We start from the raw sequence: 17,155 nt of genomic DNA, 5'->3' as shown, positions 1-17,155 counted from the left end.
GAACGCGCCACCGGCGGTTACTCGCTGTCCAGCTCGATCGTGGCGCCGACCGCGCGCATCCGATTCAAGATCCGGTCGAACGTCTCCGTGTCCAACTCGAGCCGAGCCATTGCGAAGAACAGCATGTGCATCCCCATATCGCGACTGTTGTTCGCATCCGCCGCCATGTACTTGCGCCACTGCCGCCCGGTCGATATGCCGAAGAGCTCGGCCATTTCCGTGCTGCTCTTGCCAAGCGCCTGTTTCAGACGCTCCATGTCTTCGGCTTTGGGAGGGGAGTATTGAATCATTTTTTTTAGGCGCGACTTGGCACGCACGAAGAAGGGTCTTCATGATGGGCATCCTTTCGGAGAGTCGGTCCTCGCGGGCTGCGCGAACCATACCCGTCAATGTAGGCCCTTTGGGTACCTTTGTCAAACTGGCGAAGTTGCTCTCGTCCATCAGTTCACCCCCTTCGTGTCGAAGGCCCGGCCGGCGATCATCAGTGCCTGGACGAGTTCGGCGAGCTGGGAAGGGTTGAGCGTGACGCCTTTCTGGCTCGGGCGGTATTCGCCGTCGTTGTCTAGATACCAGTAGCGCACGTCGAGGAACTCGCGGCCGCGGTACTGGCGCAATTGGACACGGAGACGTTCCGATGCGCTGCGGTGCACATCGAGAAAGCACGCACCGGGTCCCGACGCCGCGGTATCATTTCCACGGGTCGTCTGGGCCGCGCTCTGGCAGGAGTCGCGGCCCTTTTCATTTTGGGTCGTCGGGATCGTCATGCGTGCGCTCCCGTCAGAACGGCACGCAACTCGCCGACGTTCCAGCGGGTCGAGCCGCCGATCTTGATGGGCTTAGGAAGGTCTCCGCGCTTTGCGCGATCCCAAACGGTGGAGACGTTGCAACCGCACAAGGCGGCCACAACGGTGTCACTGACTCCGGCAGCGTTCGGCAGGCTGTCGAAATTCTGGAGAGCTTGAGCGTCTGACTTTTTCATCGTATCGACTCGGAAGCGTCCGGGATTGGACGGGTCGATACGGATTTTTTACGCCAGGCGCGAGGCCGTGAATCCCGGGCGCGTGCTCGATGCAACCTCTGCGTGCATTGATTTCGACGAGCGCGCACTGTGCAGCCGGAGCACGCTCAGCGTCTTGACAAATCGAATTCTGAGACGTACCGGCGTGCCGTTCTAAATGCAACGGGAACAATTTTCGTGAGACGCTCCGCAGCGTCGTCCTTACTCTTGCATTCATTCCGGTGGCTCGACATCCACTCGAATGCCGCCTCCTTCAACGCCCGATTCTCGGTGTTCCGCGCATAAGCGGCTCTACGCGCAATCTCGCTGATACTGGGCGATTCTTCTTTGTCCCCGGCGGGGCGTGCCAAACCCACAGCGAGCCCCCACCAAAATGACGCGTGTCCCATTTGGCTACATGCCCTCGTCGGAAGCCCGGCCAGGCTAGCGAGATTGGCAGAGTAGGCATATCCGTACGCAATCACGATAGGAATTTCGATTAAAGGCCATGCGCCGAGTTCGCGCTTGCTCCTGTCGGCAACAGCTTGATATTGGGATTCGAGTTCGGCGACTTCGACGTCGTGGTAATCAAAGAGCTTGTGGACCTCGGTTTCGAAATCGTCCTCTGATTTTCCAGGCGCCATCGACAGCCATAATTCCTGCAACTCGAGCATGATCTCCGTGGCGCGGTCGCCGGGCTTCTGAGTAGCGCCCTCAAGGTCCGCCAGGTCATCGTTAATGGTCATTGTCTTTCCTTGGTCAGTCCTGCTGCGGACTTTCGCTCGTATCGCGATCGCGATCGATCGCTATGAACTCCGCCCAATCAGTCATCATGCGGCGCCGCTTTTCCAGTACATCGCCCCGCCAGTAGGCGGCCTCGGTCGCATCCGCCTTGATGTGTGCAAGAGCAACCTCGGCGAGTTCGCGCGGATAGTTGGTGTATTCGCCGGCCCAGTCCCGGAACGTAGAGCGAAAGCCGTGAGGCGTTGCCTCAAGGCTCTGTCGGCGCATCAGTTCCAGTAAGGCCATGTCGCTTAGCAAGCCGGCTGACCGTGGGCTGGGGAACACGAGATCCTGATCCTCATTTCGCTCGATCGCCTTGAGCAGCTCAATGGCGGTTGACGACAGTGGCACGCGGTGTTCCTTCTTCGCCTTCATTCGCTCTGCAGGAATCGACCAGATGCCGCGCTTCAAGTCGATCTCGCTCCATCGTGCTCCCCGGGCTTCCCCCGAGCGAGCGGCGGTCAAGATTGCGAACTCCAAGCATCTCGCGCTAACGCCGGTTGTTGCACGCAACGCTTGCATGAACTCCGCCATCTGGTCGATCGGAAGGGCTGGATGGTTTCGCACGCGCTTGGTGCGCTTGGGCGCGGATAGGAGCTTGTCGAGGTTGCCTCGCCATGACGCAGGATTAGTTCCGTCGTCGCGGAAGCCCTTCACCTTGGCCCAGTCGAGGATCGCTTCGAGGCGCCCCCGCAGGCGCGATGCTGTCTCGGTCTTGGTGGTCCAAATCGGCTCCAAGATTTCGACGATGTGTGCACGAGCGACGTGCCTCACCATCAGATTTCCGATCTTGGGATATGCATACTCAGCGAGGGTATTTCGCCATTGGTCGCCATGCTTGGCATTCTTCCATTCCGGCGCCTTGGCCCTGATGAAGCGCTTCGCCGCTTCTTCAAAGGTCATCTCGAAAGCCTGGCTGGCCCGGAGTCGACTTGCGATCTCTTTTCTCGCGAGCACGGGATCGATACCGCTCGCAATTTCATCGCGCGTGGCTTGGGCTTTCGCATGGGCTTCTTGCAGACGGACGGCGGGATAGGGGCCCAGACCGATTTCGCGCCGGCGGTCACCCACCGTTACGCGCAGCAGCCACGACTTCGTACCAGTGGGACTGATTTGCAGGACGAGACCAGGAACACGCCCAACAGCGTGTTTTCCTGGTTTCGACAGCTTAGACACGGCTAGGGCGCCTAGCTCCGTCGCTTTCCTCGGCATCGTTTCCCCGTCAGTTTCTCAACCCCCCAACCAACCCACCGAAAACTTTACGATTTATCCCGATGGGACGCAACCGATTCCGGCTATTTTTGTGATGGTGGATTGGCTGGAAGCCTTGACTGACGGGCGTTTCGCCGATTGATTCCGACGAATTCGGATCGATGTAGGTGGGTGATCTGGCGGAAGCGGTGAGATTCGAACTCACGGACAGTTTCCCGTCGCCGGTTTTCAAGACCGGTGCCTTAAACCGCTCGGCCACGCTTCCACACGAGGCGGCATTGTAACCGAAATGCCGCCTCGTTCAGCCTCAATCGTCGCGCAGGAACAATTCCTGCAAGTCGTTGAGGAAACGTTGACCAAGCGGCGTTGGCGCGATCTGCGCAAAATCGCGCGTGATCAGTCCGCGCTGCTCCGCTTCCTTGAGGGCCGGCTCGATCGTGCCGATCGGCATACCCGTGCGCTCGACGAAGCTGTGCACGGGGAAGCCCTCGACGAGCCGCAGCGTGTTCAGCATGAACTCGAACGGCAGGTCGCGCGCACCGACTTCACGTTCCTCCTGAACCGGCGTGCCGGCCATCGCCTGTTCGATGAAGGTGGCCGGATGCTTGTAGCGTGCCTGCCGCAGGATCCGGTTCGGGAACGACAGCTTCGTGTGCGCGCCCGCGCCGATCCCGAGATAGTCGCCGAAGCGCCAGTAGTTCAGGTTGTGCTTGCACTGATGATTCGGCTTCGCGTAAGCGGACACTTCGTAGCGGTCGTAACCGGCCTCGGCCGTGCGCGCGTGGATCCATTCCTGCATGTCGGCCGACGCGTCGTCGTCGGGCACCGCGGGCGGAAACTTCGCGAACAGCGTGTTCGGTTCGAGCGTCAGGTGATACAGCGACAGATGCGGCGGCGCGAACGACAGCGCGGTCTCGATGTCGGCCCGGCATTCGTCGAGCGTCTGGTTCGGCAGCGCGAACATCAGGTCGAGGTTGAAGTTGTCGAACGTCTTCGCGGCGATCTCGACGGCCGCTCGCGCCTGCGCGGTGTCGTGAATGCGGCCGAGCGCCTTCAGATGGCCTTCGTTGAAGCTCTGGATGCCGACCGACAGGCGGTTCACGCCGCTCGCGCGGAACTGTGCGAACTTCGCGGCCTCGAACGTGCCCGGATTTGCCTCGAGCGTGATCTCGGCGTCGGCATCGAGCGGCAGCAGCGCGCGCACGTCGGACAGCAGCCGGTCGAGACCGGCCGCGGACAGCAGGCTCGGCGTGCCGCCGCCGATGAACACCGTATGCACCTGCCGGCCCCAGACGAGCGGCAGCGCCTGTTCGAGATCGGCGCGCAGCGCGTCGAGGTACTCGGTTTCCGGAAACCGCTCGCCCTTCCACTCGTGCGAGTTGAAATCGCAGTACGGGCACTTGCGCACGCACCACGGAAAATGCACGTACAGCGCGAGCGGCGGCAGCGACGTGAGCCGTACCTGCCCGGGCGACGTGAAGGCCGCGACGACGCGCGCGCCGGTTTCCGCCGCCTGGCTCATGCGGCCTCCGGTTGCGAATGCGTGACGAAGTCGATCATGCCGGTTCCTCCGCGAGCCGCGCGAGCAGTGCCTTCAGCGCGAGCGCGCGATGGCTGTGCGTGTTCTTCACGGCCGGCTCGAGTTCGGCCGCCGTCGCGCCGAGCGACGGCAGGTGGAAATACGGGTCGTAGCCGAATCCGTGCTCGCCGCGCGGCGTGTCGACGATCTCGCCTGCCCAGCGACCTTCGGCGAACAGCGGCTCGGGATCGTCCGCATGGCGCACCAGCGCGAGCACGCAGCAGTAGTATGCGCGCCGGTCGTCGACGCCGCGCAGCTGCTCGACGAGGTACGCATTGTTCGCCGCGTCGCCCTTGTCGCCGCCCGCGCGCTGCGCGTAGCGTGCCGAATAGACGCCCGGCGCGCCGCGCAGCGCGCGCACGCACAGGCCCGAATCGTCGGCGATCGCCGGCAGGCCGGTGAGCCGCGACGCGTGGCGCGCCTTCGTCAGCGCGTTCTCGATGAACGTGCCGAACGGTTCTTCCGCCTCCGGCACGGCCAGGTCGCCCTGCGGCACGATCTCGATGCCGACCGTCGAGAACAGCGCGGTGAACTCGCGCAGCTTGCCGGCGTTGTTCGACGCGAGCACGATGCGCGACAGCGGCGCGAGGGTGCGATCGTCAGACATGGCCGGCGCCCAGCACGTCCTTCTGCAGCTGCACGAGCTGGCCGATCCCGCTTTGCGCGAGGTCGAGCAGCGCGTTCATCTCAGCGCGCGAGAACGGCACGCCTTCGGCGGTGCCCTGGACTTCGACGAAGCCGCCGGCGCCCGTCATCACGACGTTCATGTCGGTGTCGCAGCGCGAATCTTCCGCGTAGTCGAGATCGAGCACGGGCGCCCCTTCGTACACGCCGACCGAGATCGCGGCGACGTGGTCGGTGATCGGCGAGCGCGCAAGCTTGCCGGCCGCGATCAGCTTCGACACGGCGTCGTGCGCGGCGACGAAGGCGCCGGTGATGCTGGCCGTGCGCGTGCCGCCGTCGGCCTGGATCACGTCGCAGTCGATGTGGATCGTGCGCGGGCCGAGCGCTTCGAGATCGAACACCGCGCGCAGCGCGCGGCCGATCAGGCGCTGAATTTCCTGCGTGCGGCCCGTCTGCTTGCCGCGCGCGGCTTCACGGTCGCTGCGCGTGTGCGTCGCGCGCGGCAGCATCCCGTATTCCGCCGTCAGCCAGCCCTGGCCGCGATCGCGCAGGAATTCGGGCACGCGTTCGGCGACGCTCGCGGTGCAGATCACCTTGGTATCGCCGAATTCGACGAGTACCGAGCCTTCGGCGTGTTTCGTGTAATGGCGCGTGAGGGCGACCTTGCGCAGTTCGTCGGCGCGGCGGCCGCTCGGGCGGGACAGGGAAGACGTCATGGGGGAATCGTGGACGGAAGAGGAAACCCCGATTTTAGCGCCGAACGGCAGCCTTGCCCGGCGGGGTGGGGCGCAAAAATGGGATAATGCGCGCTTCCCGCCCCGCGCCTTGCAATGCGCCGGGCGCCTCGACATATTCCCGCCCGAGAAGGGCACCCAGACGGCGAGACGAACCATGATCTACAGCATGACGGGCTATGCGAGCGCGACGCGCGAACTCGCGACGGCTACCGGCAACGGCGGCACCAGCGTGTCGGTCGAACTGCGCACCGTGAACTCGCGCTTCCTCGACCTGAATTTCCGCATGCCGGACGACGTGCGCGCGTGCGAGCCCGCGCTGCGCGAAATGCTGATGAACAAGCTGTCGCGCGGCAAGGTCGACGTGCGCATCAACCTGCAGCGCGGCGAGCAGAGCATCGGCGCCGGCGCGCTGAACCAGACGGCCCTCGGCCAGCTTGCCGAGCTCGAGCGCTCGGTGCTCGATTCGTTCCCGGGCGTCGGCCGCCTGCGCGCGGGCGAGATCCTGCGCTGGCCGGGCGTGCTCGCCGAGAGCGGCGTGTCGGCGGAAGCGATCCGCGACGCGGTGCTCGCGTGCGGCAAGGAAGCGATCGGCGAGCTCGTCGTCGTGCGTTCGCGCGAAGGCGCGCAGCTGGCGACGATGCTGCTGTCGAATGTCACTGAAATGGAAGCGATCGTCGCGCGCATCACGCCGCTCGTGCCGGAGCTGATCGCGAAGCATCAGCAGAAGATCGTCGAGCGGCTGCAGGAAGCGCTCGGCCTCGCGGCGCCCGAAGGCAGCGCGCCGATCGTCACGCGCGAGGAGGCCGCGGAACGCATTCGTCAGGAAGTGACGATGTACGGCATCCGGATCGACATCGCGGAAGAACTGTCGCGACTCACCGCGCACCTGAACGAAACGCGTCACGTGATCGAGAAGGGCGGCCGCGTCGGCAAGCGTCTCGACTTCATGATGCAGGAACTGAATCGAGAAGCAAACACGCTCGGCTCGAAGGCGGCGGCAAAGGAATTGGCCGACGCATCGATGGCGCTCAAGCTGTTGATCGAGCAGATGCGTGAGCAAGTGCAAAACCTGGAGTAACGCAACATGACCCACCCCACTCACGACGGCCACGCATCGCACGCGCTGCACGGCGGCGTCTATCCCGGCAACCTGTTCATGGTCATCGCGCCGTCGGGCGCCGGCAAGTCGACGCTCGTGAACGCGCTGCTGTCGAAGGACAGCGACATCTGCCTGTCGATTTCGTACACGACGCGCAAGCCGCGCCCGGGCGAGCAGGACGGCCAGCACTACCACTTCACGACCGTCGAGGATTTCCGCACGCGCCACGCCGCGCACGAATTCCTCGAAAGCGCGGAAGTGCACGGCAACTATTACGGTACGTCGCGCGTCTGGATCGAAGAGCAGATGATGAACGGCCACGACGTGCTGCTCGAGATCGACTGGCAGGGCGCGCAGCAGGTGAAGAAGCAGTTCCGCAACGCGGTCGGCATCTTCATTCTGCCGCCGTCGCTCGACGCGCTCGAGGAACGTCTGAAGAAGCGCGGCCAGGACGAACCGAACGTGATCACGCGACGCCTGCTCGCGGCGGGCAGCGAGATGGCGCACGCGTCCGAAGCGGAATACGTCGTGATCAACGAGAATTTCGATCGTGCACTGGCCGAGCTCGAATGCATCGTCGCGGCGACGCGCCTGCGCTTTGCTTCGCAGTACGCGCGACATGCCGAGCTGTTCATCGAGCTCGGCATCCATTTGCCCCACGCGGAATGACGCGGGAGTAGAGGGACATAAGGTAGAATAGGGACTATATTCAGAAGGAATTACCAACATGGCTCGCATTACCGTCGAAGACTGCCTGAAGCAAATCCCCAACCGCTTCGAACTGGCGCTCGCCGCCACTTACCGCGCGCGGCAGCTCGCGCAAGGCCATACGCCGAAGATCGAGAGCCGCGACAAGCCGACCGTCGTCGCGCTGCGCGAGATCGCCGCCGGCCAGGTCGGCGTCGAGATGCTGAAGAAGGTGCCGGTGTAACGCGCATCCGGCCCGTTCCAGCCATGTAGTCCACGCGCGCAACGACTCGACCTGGAGGCGAATATGAGCACCACCCCATCGTCCGCCTCCGCGGATTCGACCACCGAAGCCACGGCCCAGTCGCCTGCGCGCCAGTACATCGACGCGGTCCTCGAACAGTCCTTCCGGCATCTGTTCGGGCCGACCGCCACTCCGGAGCAGCCGCGCAAGCACGGCGTCGTTTCGATCGCGAAACTGACGACCGCGCTTGCCGAGTATCTCCCTCCGGAAGAAATCAAAGAGGTCAAGGCGGCGTTCCACTTCAGCGACGAAGCCCACCTCGGTCAATATCGCCAGAGCGGCGAACCCTATATCACCCATCCCGTCGCCGTCGCGGAAATCTGCGCCGGCTGGAAGCTCGACGCGCAAGCCGTGATGGCCGCGCTCCTGCACGACGTGATGGAAGACCAGGGCGTGACCAAGAGCGAGCTGGCCGAACGGTTCGGCCCGAAGGTCGCCGAGCTGGTCGACGGCCTGTCGAAGCTCGACAAGATGGAGTTCCGCAGTCGCGAGGAAGCGCAGGCGGAAAACTTCCGCAAGATGCTGCTCGCGATGGCGCGCGACGTGCGGGTCATCCTCGTCAAGCTCGCCGACCGTCTGCACAACATGCGCACGCTCGGCGCGGTGCCGATGGAAAAGCGCCGCCGCGTCGCACGCGAGACGCTCGACATCTATGCGCCGATCGCGCACCGCCTCGGGTTGAACAACACGTATCGCGAGCTGCAGGACATGAGCTTCGCGAACTTCAACCCGCATCGCTACGCGACGCTCGAGAAGGCCGTGAAGGCCGCGCGCGGCAATCGCCGCGAAGTGATCAGCAAAATCCTCGAGGCCGCGCAGCGCGCGATGGGCGACGCGAAGCTCGACGCCGAGATCACCGGCCGCGAAAAGACGATCTACAGCATCTATCGCAAGATGCGCGACAAGCAGCTGTCGTTCTCGCAGGTGCTCGACGTATACGGCTTTCGCGTCGTCGTCGAGAATCCCCTCGACTGCTACACGTGCATCGGTGCGTTGCACGCGCTGTACAAGCCCGTGCCCGGCAAGTTCAAGGACTACATCGCGATCCCGAAGATCAACGGCTATCAGTCGCTGCACACGACGCTCGTCGGCCCGTTCGGCGCGCCGATCGAGTTCCAGGTGCGCACGCGCAAGATGCACGAGATCGCCGAGGCGGGCGTGGCCGCGCACTGGCTGTACAAGAACGGCGGCGCGGATCTGAACGACGTGCAAAAGCGCGCGCATCAGTGGCTGAAGTCGCTGCTCGACATCCAGAGCGAAGCCGGCGATTCGAGCGAATTCCTCGAGCACGTGAAGATCGACCTGTTCCCGGATGCGGTCTACGTGTTCACGCCGAAGTCGAAGATCATGGCGTTGCCGCGCGGTGCGACGGCGCTCGATTTCGCGTATTCGATTCACAGCGATCTCGGCAACCAGTGCGTGGCCGTGAAGATCAACAACGAGTTGCTGCCGTTGCGTACCGAGCTGAAGAGCGGCGATATCGTCGAGGTGATCACCGCGCCGTATTCGAAGCCGAACCCGGCGTGGCTCGGCTTCGTGCGCACCGGCAAGGCCCGCTCGGCGATTCGTCACTACCTGAAGACGATGCGCCTGAACGAGTCGGTGCAGCTCGGCGAGCGGCTCGTCGACCAGAGTCTGAAGGGTTACGGGCTCGCGCTCGCCGATGTCGCGCCCGAGGTGTGGGAGAAGCTCGTCCAGTGGACGGGTAACAAGAGTCGCCAGGAAATCTTCGCGGACATCGGCCTCGGCCGGCGCGTCGCCGCGGTGATGGCCAAGCGCATCGAGGTGCTGATGAGCGGCCGCGATGCGGACGACGATCTGCCGAAGTCCGAGCGGCATCCCGCACACAATGCGCCGCCGGTCGTGATTACCGGCACCGAAGGGATGTCCGTGCAACTGTCGGCGTGCTGCCGGCCGATTCCGGGCGATGCGATCATGGGCTATATCGGCATCGGCCTCGGGATGGCGATTCATACGACCGATTGCCGGGTCGCGCAGCGCATCCATCGTCGCGATCCGGGCCGCTGGATCGACGTCGAGTGGGCGCCGCAGCCGGGTCGTCTGTTCGACGTCGCGGTGAAGGCGCTCGTGAAGAACACGAAGGGCATCTTCGCGCGCGTCGCGGCGGACATCACGTCGGCCGACGCGAACATCGTGCACATCGCGATGGACGAGGATCTGACGCACGAATCGACGGTGCTGCGGTTCGTGATCCAGGTCAGCGATCGCGTGCATCTCGCGAACGTGATGCGGCGCGTGCGGACCAATCCGGACGTGATGCGGATCATGCGCGAGCGCTCGACCGACGACAGCGTGCATGCGCGTCACGACGGTGGCATGCGCATCGAGCGCGAGCGGCAGGATTACTGACGCCGCGCGTTGGTTTGCGGCGGGATACGACGGCGGCCACGGGCCGCCGTTTTCGTTTGTGCCGTGGGTCGGGCGGTGTCGCGCAGCGGCAACCCGACGCGGGCCGAGCGGGCGATGGCCGAAGAGAAGAGGGGGCAGAAAAGAAAAAGGGCCTTCCCGGAGGAAGGCCCTTCTGAGGTGGCGCGGCTGGCAGGATTCGAACCCACGACCCCTTGGTTCGTAGCCAAGTACTCTATCCAACTGAGCTACAGCCGCACGCAAAACGGTACTGCTTCAACTGTCGGAACCTTCTGCGATGGGAAGGCCCCCAAAAAGGTGGCGCGGCTGGCAGGATTCGAACCCACGACCCCTTGGTTCGTAGCCAAGTACTCTATCCAACTGAGCTACAGCCGCACGCAAAAACAAAACGCTACAACATCGAACTGAAAGGGCCTTCGGTTTGGAAGGCCCTCGAAAAAGGTGGCGCGGCTGGCAGGATTCGAACCCACGACCCCTTGGTTCGTAGCCAAGTACTCTATCCAACTGAGCTACAGCCGCACGCAGAAGCGGAAGTATAGCAGGGTTGTATAAAAAGGGAAGCCTTATTCGCAAAAAATGTCACCCGATCTTGGGCGGCCGCGTTCGTGTACCCTTGATGCATCAGTCATCCATGTGTTGAATCTGCATCATGAACAAGGCGTTTGTCAAAGAGTCGGACGGCGACGACGACGATCTCGACTCGAGTCAACCCGCGATTCCGGCGGGCACGAAGAACTACATCACCCCGGCCGGCCACAAGCGGCTCAGGGACGAACTCCTGAACCTGATCGACGTCGAGCGTCCCGAGGTCGTGCGGCTGGTGTCGTGGGCCGCGTCGAACGGCGATCGGTCGGAGAACGGCGACTACATCTACGGCAAGCGGCGGTTGCGCGAAATCGACCGCCGGATCCGCTTCCTGACGAAGCGGCTCGATCTCGCCGAAGTCGTCGACGCGAGCCGGCAGGAGAATGTCGACCAGGTGTTCTTCGGCGCGACTGTCGATTACGCGACGCCGGACGGCGAGGATCACACCGTCACGATCGTGGGGATCGACGAGGTCGATCTCGATCGCGGTTGTGTCAGCTGGATCTCGCCGGTCGCGCGGGCACTCATCAAGGCGAAGATCGGCGACACCGTCACGCTGATGACGCCGGCCGGTCCCCAGCCGATCGACGTGCTCGACGTTCGCTATCCGGCACCGGGCAGCGCGTGAGTAGCGAGTGGTGCATCCGCGCAGTGCCGCGCTGAAACGACGAGCGCCCCGGGGTGGGGCGCTTGTCATGGCGCTCCGGGCCGAAGAGGCGGGAGCGATTGCGTTGCTCAGAAGCGGTGGCGCATGCCGGCCGTGACCGCGATCTGCTTGTTCGTCGACGACGCGGTGCCGAGCCCGTTGATGTTCGCGCCGACCGCCAGGCCGTCCGCATTGACCCGCTGGTACTCGCCCTGCAGATACAGGTCGGTGCGCTTCGACAGCGCATAGTCGGCCTGCAGGTTGAACTGGTGCCAGCTCGGCGTCTGGCCGTCGAGGCGGCCGTCGGTGTACGTGTACGAGCCCGCGAGCGAGAACGCCGGTGTCAGCGCGTAGCGGCCGTTCGCTTCGTAATTGTTGAAGCGCGTGCCGCCGGTGAGCGGGATGCCGCCCGACACACCGGACTGCCCGGCACTGATCCTGGCCGAATCGGTCAGGCGCGTCTGCGTGAACACGAAGCCGGCCGTCGCGGGCCCGAACGTGTAGTTGAGGCCCGCGCCCCAGGTGCGCTGACGGCTGGCGGCAAACGTCCAGTCGCCGGCCACCGCGCCGGGGTCGCTGGCTGCGAGCGACAGCGCGTTGATGTTGTTGTTGAGCTGCATGTACGCGGCCGCGACGTTGAAGCCCATGTAGCTGTACGACGCGCCCACGCTGTATGCGCGGTTGTTCGAGAAATCGCTGGAATTTGAGAAGCCGTACAGCGCGCCGAACTTCAGGCCACCGTAATTGGCACTCTGATACTTGACCGAGTTGTTGATCCGGAACGAGTTGTTCAGGTTGTCGTTATCGAACGGGTGCGCGAACTGCGTGCCGCCGTATTGGGTGCCGGTCAGCGACAGCGGGCCGAGGAAATCGACGACGCTGTCGTACTGGCGGCCGAGCGTGAGCGACCCGTAGCTCTCGTGCGCGAGGCCGACGAACGCCTGGCGGCCGAATTCGCGGCCGTTCTGCTTGAGTGAACCGTTGTTGATGCCGAAGCCGTTTTCCAACGTGAAGATGGCTTTCAGTCCGCCACCGAGATCCTCGGTGCCGCGCAGGCCCCAGCGGCTGCCGTTGATCGAGCCGCTCGTCTCCTGCCACGCGCTGTGGCCACCCTGGTTGTTCGTATAAGTGATGCCGGCGTCGATCAGGCCGTACAGCGTGACGCTGCTTTGCGCATGGGCGGCAGTGGCGCACATGCCGGTCAATGCCGCGACGATCAGGGGCTTTTTCATGATCTGTCTCCAAACAGGATGATGTCGATCGAACCTGCTGCGGGCATCGGCGGCGTCGCGGGTCGGCGACACCGTGCGCGTGGAGCGCGGCACCCTCGTCGGAAATCCATTTGCAGTGTACGGATGGGGCCGGGTGCAGAAGAAAATTGCTTCCGGCAATACTGTATTTTGAATCCCGCAAGAATAAGTGTATGCGCCGGGAGCCCCGGCCACCAAGGCTTTGCGGCAGCGCAGCAGGTGGAGAAGGTGCTCAGGACTGCGTAAAGGGTGTCGTGGACGTTGCGCGATCGCGACAGGCACTCACTGGCGGGCGGAAGTAGGACTAGCGCGATTATTGACACATCGGCAATAGAGGTTTGTGTGGGGCATGGATAATGAAAGGATGATCTCTCGCTATACTGCGATCTCTGCTTTCCGAAGCAGACTTTTTCGTTGACGGAAAAGATCTCCAAACCTTTGTCGGCGCGACTTCCCAGTCGCGCTTTTTTTTGCCCGTCGTCCCGATCCCTATCGCGGGTACGAGCGTCGCTTGCGCTTGCCCGTCGGCGGCGTGTCGTCGGCTTCGGGTTGCGGCGGCGTATACGTCCAGTCTTCCATCACGTAGTGACGGGCGTCCAGCGGTGACGCCAGCAGGTTCTGCCAATGATCGCCGTGCCACGTCGGGTCGAATTCGGTGTCGCAAGGTGTGTCACGGGACTCGGCCAACGCGCGGGACTTGCGGCGCACGCGTGCGAGTCGGCTCGCGAAGCGTTTGATTCCGTCCAGCCACATGACCTTCTCCTTCCATTGCCTTGCACCAGCATCGCAACGTCCCTCGTTCTTCGCAATCCGGAAAAAACCCGAGGATTTTACCGACCCGATTTGTCCCCGGTAGGTTTTTCACTGTTTCGATTATGTGGGATTCGATCCAGGTAATATTGACAGGTTTTTGATGCGGATCAATTAATAAAAGACGATGGTGTACCGATTCCAGTGGTATTGACGTTTTTTTGATAAAGAAAGTGCCAAAAATTCCCTTGACGCGCCTGGATTGTCCAATTTATAAAGTCAGCACTCCGTCCCCGGGCGGAGCGCTGGGGGTGAGTGTCGGCGCGCCGTTGCGGGATTTCGGGAAGCGGCTATAAACAGTAGCTTTTTTGATCTAATCGAGTGGGGAACGAAGGTATGGATACCGGTATCGTAAAATGGTTTAACGATGCTAAAGGTTTCGGCTTTATTACGTCCGACAATGGCGGCGAAGATTTGTTTGCGCACTTTTCCGAAATCCGCATGGACGGCTTCAAAACGCTGAAGGAAAACCAGCGCGTTTCCTTCGAAGTGAAAGTCGGGCCGAAAGGCAAGCAGGCAGCGAATATCCAGGCGGTCTGACGCGCCACGCATTGCCGAACTCGTCCGGCCCCCGCATCGCGGGGGCTTTTTGCTTTTTGGGGCACGAAAACCCGAGACCGGTGAATCGAATCCGCTTCGGACTGGTCGCGAACACGCCTGCCGGTGCATACTCACGGAAGCATCGTTTCTCCCGCCTTTTATGTCCGATTTCAGCCCGTCAGATCCCGCCTGCGAACAGCCGCTCGTCTTCGTCGACCTCGAAACCACCGGTGGTTCGTCCGCCGAGCACCGCATCACTGAAATCGGCGTGGTCGAAATCGGCCCGCTGGGCATATCGACATGGACGACGTTGGTCAACCCGGGGCAATCGATTCCGCCGTTCATCCAGCAACTGACGGGCATTTCCGATGAGATGGTGCGCGACGCGCCGTCGTTCGCGTCGCTCGCGCCCGTGCTGTTCGAGCGGCTCGACGGCAAGCTGTTCGTCGCGCACAACGCGAGCTTCGACCGGGGCTTCCTGCGTGCCGAATTCGAGCGCGCCGGCTTCGCGTTCAATCCGGACGTACTGTGCACGGTGCGGCTGTCGCGCGCGCTGTTTCCGCGGGAGGCGCGACACGGACTCGATGCGCTGATCGAACGCCACGGTCTCGTCCCCGCCGCCCGCCACCGGGCGCTAGCGGATGCCGATCTCCTTTGGCAGTTCTGGCGGCAATTGCACGAGATCGTGCCGCTCGAGCGTCTGCGCGACCAGATTGCGCGCACGACGCGCCACTTCCGTCTCGCGGGCGGCATGACCGAAGCGTGGCTCGATACCGCGCCGGCCGGATGCGGTGCGTACGCCTTGTTCGGGGAGGGCGACGAAGCGCTGTACGTCGGCCGCAGCGTGCGCGTGCGGCAGCGCTTGCGTGCGCTGCTGACCGGCGAGCGGCGTTCGTCGAAGGAAATGCGGATTGCGCAGCAGGTGCGGCGTGTCGAATGGCGGGAGACCGGCAACGAACTCGGCGCGATGCTTGCGGAAGCCCAGTGGATTGCTCGCCTGCGTCCGTCATACAACCGGCGTCCCGCGGCCGAAAGTGGCCGTGCCGGCAATGCGCCCTGGCCGTTCGACGGCCCGGTCGCGTTCGAGGCGAGCGGCGAGCGCCGCCTGTTTCACGTGATCGACGGCTGGCGCTACCTCGGTGCGGCCGAATCGCTCGATGCGGCCGCGCGGCTCGTGGCCGACGGCGCGGACGGTGCGTTCGAACCGCATACCCATCGCCTGCTGCAGACGCATCTCGCGCGCGGCCTGCAACTGATTCCGCTAGCGGCGCTCACGCCTGCCGACTGAGCACGGCCGGCTGCCGCGCGCAATGGCCGTGCGCCGTCAGCCGATCGCGCTGGCGCCGCCGGCGGAGCAGACGTGCGACAGCGCGATGCCGAGCGCCTGCGTCTGGGTGCGGTCGTAGCGGGTCAGTGTCTTCCAGTTCGCGATGCTGCGTGCGAGCCGCGCCTGGCAGTCGGGTGCGTCGCGCAGCGGTGCGACTTGCGCGAGGCCGGCCAGCATCTTTTGCGTGAGCTGATCGAGCGCCGGCCGCGTGCTGGTCGCGAGGTCGGGCGGGGAGCCTTCCGGCGGCCGCGTCGCGCGCCACGTTGCAAAGAGCGCGTTCTGCACGTCCTTGCTCGCGGCGATCTGATCCTCGAAGAACGTGCGCGCGAACGCCGGATCCACGCCGGACTGTGCGGCGCGCTTCTCGACCGATGCGAGCAGTGCCGCTTCGCGCGGTTGGTCCTCGATTGCCTTGTGATTCGCCCATTTCCATCGCGCGACGGGTTCGGCCAGGGCGAGCCGCTGCGATGCGAGCGCGACGAGATTGGTGAGCGCGGTGTCGTCGCCGTCCGCGCGTGCGATGTGCGGCGACGAAAAAAGGGCGACGCCGAGCGCGGCGACAGCGACGCTGGCACGAATGGCTTGTTTCATCGGAACGATCGGGAGAACCGGACGGGCCGGAGGTGGAAAACCAGAAGGATAGACGAAGACAGTCGCGCGGCGGAACGACGCGACAGAAGAATCAGCGGACGCGCTGATCCGGCACCGTCAGGCCGTTGCAGCCCGGGTGCGAAGCGATCTGCGCCGAAAACGCAGCGATGAACCGCACGATATCGATCGACACGTGGCGGTTACAGAACGGAACGTAGGTTCACTTCGGCGAGTACAGCTTGTGCTGCTCGTCGAAGAATGCCCGGACATACTCGGGCAACTCGGCGAGGAATTCCACGCCGACGGGTTCCGGATCCGGGCTCATCACTTGCTCGGGCGGGGGCATGCGGGTTGGTCTTTCGTCCATGGTCATTTCTCCAGCAGGTTCAATAATTATCAACCTCGCGCTCGGATTTTTGCCAGAGGCGAATCGTTAGATTTTGTCTCTGTTGTATTAACGGCACATGCGCTGCTGCGCACCGTGCGATGCCGACTATTGCACCTCGCACGTCGGCAACGATCAGGCCGCTTGTTATACTTGCGCGCACTTTTTCCTGGACCGCGATGAAACGAACGATGCGATGGATCGGCCTCGTATGGTTGGCGCTCGTACTGAACGTACTGTCGCCCGTCGTCGGCTACGCGCGTCTCGCATCGAACGGTTCCGGCGAGCTCACGCTCGAATTGTGCAGTGCGGCAGGTGCGCGTCAGATCGTCCTCGCGCAGTCGGGCGACGACCGCGGCACATCGTCGTTCGACCATGCCGGCGTGCCGCATTGCGTGTACTGTCCCGGCTTCGCGGCGAACGTGGCGCTCGGCACGAGCCTGCCTGCGTTGCCGGGCTTCGTGCGCGCCTTCGCGTACCGGGCGGCCGCCCCGGCCGTTCCCGTTTTTCCCCGCAAGGGCATCCGTCTCGCGCAGCCGCGCGGCCCGCCTGAAAACGTCCCGATCTGATTGATATCGTCCGCGCGTCCCGGTGGCGCGCGTGCCGCCCGC

20 protein-coding genes and 4 tRNA genes are annotated in these 17,155 nt (G+C 63.7%); 8 read left to right on the top strand and 16 right to left on the bottom strand.

All coding sequences use genetic code 11. The annotated features are described in order from the left end of the window. Positions 1-17 precede the first annotated feature (17 nt). The 9 genes from WS87_RS13215 to rph all read right to left on the bottom strand — a co-directional run bounded on the left by WS87_RS13215 (position 18) and on the right by rph (position 5,911). Entirely contained in the window at positions 18-257 is a 240-nt protein-coding gene (locus tag WS87_RS13215) for an XRE family transcriptional regulator (RefSeq protein WP_236873188.1), read from the bottom strand. Positions 258-440: 183 nt separating this feature from the next. Next, positions 441-764, bottom strand: coding sequence for a transcriptional coactivator p15/PC4 family protein (locus WS87_RS13210; RefSeq protein ID WP_082750565.1), 324 nt, complete (start codon positions 762-764; stop codon positions 441-443). Continuing rightward, a complete protein-coding gene (locus WS87_RS13205) occupies positions 761-979 on the bottom strand; it encodes a helix-turn-helix transcriptional regulator (protein WP_082750564.1) in 219 nt (72 codons plus the stop codon). The genes WS87_RS13210 and WS87_RS13205 overlap by 4 nt, the downstream gene beginning before the upstream one ends. Positions 980-1,125: 146 nt before the next feature. Further along, on the bottom strand, positions 1,126-1,743 hold the full coding sequence (locus WS87_RS13200; protein ID WP_059816325.1) for a hypothetical protein: 618 nt from the start codon (positions 1,741-1,743) through the stop codon (positions 1,126-1,128). A 13-nt stretch (positions 1,744-1,756) separates the two neighbouring features. Then, the gene (locus tag WS87_RS13195; RefSeq protein WP_059816321.1) at positions 1,757-2,992 is read right to left on the bottom strand and encodes a tyrosine-type recombinase/integrase; all 1,236 of its coding nucleotides are present in this window, start codon (positions 2,990-2,992) and stop codon (positions 1,757-1,759) included. 177 nt (positions 2,993-3,169) lie between these two features. Then, positions 3,170-3,257, bottom strand: a tRNA-Ser gene (locus WS87_RS13190). A gap of 42 nt (positions 3,258-3,299) precedes the next feature. Next, positions 3,300-4,514 (bottom strand): radical SAM family heme chaperone HemW, encoded by a 1,215-nt coding sequence (gene hemW, locus WS87_RS13185; RefSeq protein ID WP_059816318.1) that lies wholly within the window; start codon positions 4,512-4,514, stop codon positions 3,300-3,302. A gap of 34 nt (positions 4,515-4,548) precedes the next feature. Continuing rightward, entirely contained in the window at positions 4,549-5,178 is a 630-nt protein-coding gene (gene rdgB, locus WS87_RS13180) for an RdgB/HAM1 family non-canonical purine NTP pyrophosphatase (RefSeq protein ID WP_059816316.1), read from the bottom strand. Beyond that, positions 5,171-5,911: a ribonuclease PH gene (gene rph / locus WS87_RS13175; RefSeq protein WP_059530129.1), complete on the bottom strand. Its 741-nt coding sequence runs from the start codon at positions 5,909-5,911 to the stop codon at positions 5,171-5,173. Before rph ends, rdgB begins: the two co-directional genes overlap by 8 nt. Positions 5,912-6,086: 175 nt before the next feature. On the opposite strand from rph, the gene WS87_RS13170 reads away from it, so the two are divergent. The 4 genes from WS87_RS13170 to WS87_RS13155 all read left to right on the top strand — a co-directional run bounded on the left by WS87_RS13170 (position 6,087) and on the right by WS87_RS13155 (position 10,392). Next, entirely contained in the window at positions 6,087-7,010 is a 924-nt protein-coding gene (locus WS87_RS13170; protein WP_059467048.1) for a YicC/YloC family endoribonuclease, read from the top strand. A 6-nt stretch (positions 7,011-7,016) separates the two neighbouring features. Beyond that, positions 7,017-7,700 (top strand): guanylate kinase, encoded by a 684-nt coding sequence (gmk, locus tag WS87_RS13165; RefSeq protein ID WP_059530126.1) that lies wholly within the window; start codon positions 7,017-7,019, stop codon positions 7,698-7,700. Between the two features lie 58 nt (positions 7,701-7,758). After that, on the top strand, positions 7,759-7,962 hold the full coding sequence (rpoZ, locus tag WS87_RS13160) for a DNA-directed RNA polymerase subunit omega (protein ID WP_006025620.1): 204 nt from the start codon (positions 7,759-7,761) through the stop codon (positions 7,960-7,962). 63 nt (positions 7,963-8,025) lie between these two features. Then, positions 8,026-10,392 carry a RelA/SpoT family protein gene (locus WS87_RS13155; protein ID WP_059530123.1) on the top strand — a complete coding sequence of 789 codons (2,367 nt, stop codon included), beginning with the start codon at positions 8,026-8,028 and terminating at the stop codon, positions 10,390-10,392. 178 nt (positions 10,393-10,570) lie between these two features. Here the strand turns inward: WS87_RS13155 and WS87_RS13150 are convergent. From WS87_RS13150 to WS87_RS13140, 3 genes are all read right to left on the bottom strand, one after another. Next, a tRNA-Arg gene (locus WS87_RS13150) sits at positions 10,571-10,647 on the bottom strand. A 61-nt stretch (positions 10,648-10,708) separates the two neighbouring features. Continuing rightward, positions 10,709-10,785 (bottom strand) — tRNA-Arg (locus WS87_RS13145). A 67-nt stretch (positions 10,786-10,852) separates the two neighbouring features. Then, positions 10,853-10,929, bottom strand: a tRNA-Arg gene (locus WS87_RS13140). A 130-nt stretch (positions 10,930-11,059) separates the two neighbouring features. Between WS87_RS13140 and greB the strand changes: the two genes are divergently transcribed. Then, positions 11,060-11,623 (top strand): transcription elongation factor GreB, encoded by a 564-nt coding sequence (gene greB / locus WS87_RS13135; RefSeq protein ID WP_059816313.1) that lies wholly within the window; start codon positions 11,060-11,062, stop codon positions 11,621-11,623. A 107-nt stretch (positions 11,624-11,730) separates the two neighbouring features. Here the strand turns inward: greB and WS87_RS13130 are convergent, their stop codons facing one another. Together WS87_RS13130 and WS87_RS13125 are read right to left on the bottom strand one after the other, a co-directional pair. After that, entirely contained in the window at positions 11,731-12,873 is a 1,143-nt protein-coding gene (locus WS87_RS13130) for a porin (RefSeq protein WP_059816310.1), read from the bottom strand. A gap of 507 nt (positions 12,874-13,380) precedes the next feature. After that, the gene (locus WS87_RS13125; protein ID WP_059816306.1) at positions 13,381-13,644 is read right to left on the bottom strand and encodes a hypothetical protein; all 264 of its coding nucleotides are present in this window, start codon (positions 13,642-13,644) and stop codon (positions 13,381-13,383) included. Positions 13,645-14,037: 393 nt separating this feature from the next. On the opposite strand from WS87_RS13125, the gene WS87_RS13120 reads away from it, so the two are divergent. Next, complete coding sequence (locus WS87_RS13120) at positions 14,038-14,241, top strand: cold-shock protein (protein ID WP_027783827.1); 204 nt, start codon at positions 14,038-14,040, stop codon at positions 14,239-14,241. Positions 14,242-14,401: 160 nt separating this feature from the next. Next, the gene (locus WS87_RS13115) at positions 14,402-15,529 is read left to right on the top strand and encodes an exonuclease domain-containing protein (RefSeq protein WP_059816302.1); all 1,128 of its coding nucleotides are present in this window, start codon (positions 14,402-14,404) and stop codon (positions 15,527-15,529) included. Between the two features lie 36 nt (positions 15,530-15,565). Here the strand turns inward: WS87_RS13115 and WS87_RS13110 are convergent, their stop codons facing one another. Both WS87_RS13110 and WS87_RS33975 read right to left on the bottom strand, forming a co-directional pair. After that, on the bottom strand, positions 15,566-16,159 hold the full coding sequence (locus tag WS87_RS13110; protein ID WP_059530108.1) for a chorismate mutase: 594 nt from the start codon (positions 16,157-16,159) through the stop codon (positions 15,566-15,568). 220 nt (positions 16,160-16,379) lie between these two features. Next, positions 16,380-16,526 carry a hypothetical protein gene (locus tag WS87_RS33975; RefSeq protein ID WP_167359231.1) on the bottom strand — a complete coding sequence of 49 codons (147 nt, stop codon included), beginning with the start codon at positions 16,524-16,526 and terminating at the stop codon, positions 16,380-16,382. A gap of 197 nt (positions 16,527-16,723) precedes the next feature. Between WS87_RS33975 and WS87_RS13105 the strand changes: the two genes are divergently transcribed. Next, entirely contained in the window at positions 16,724-17,113 is a 390-nt protein-coding gene (locus tag WS87_RS13105) for a DUF2946 domain-containing protein (protein WP_059816298.1), read from the top strand. Positions 17,114-17,155 lie beyond the last annotated feature (42 nt).

Origin of the sequence: Burkholderia sp. MSMB0856 (assembly GCF_001524645.2) — a bacterium.
GTDB lineage: Bacteria > Pseudomonadota > Gammaproteobacteria > Burkholderiales > Burkholderiaceae > Burkholderia > Burkholderia diffusa.
Note: the sequence above shows the minus strand (reverse complement) of the source record. Positions and strands in the feature narration are given on the sequence as shown.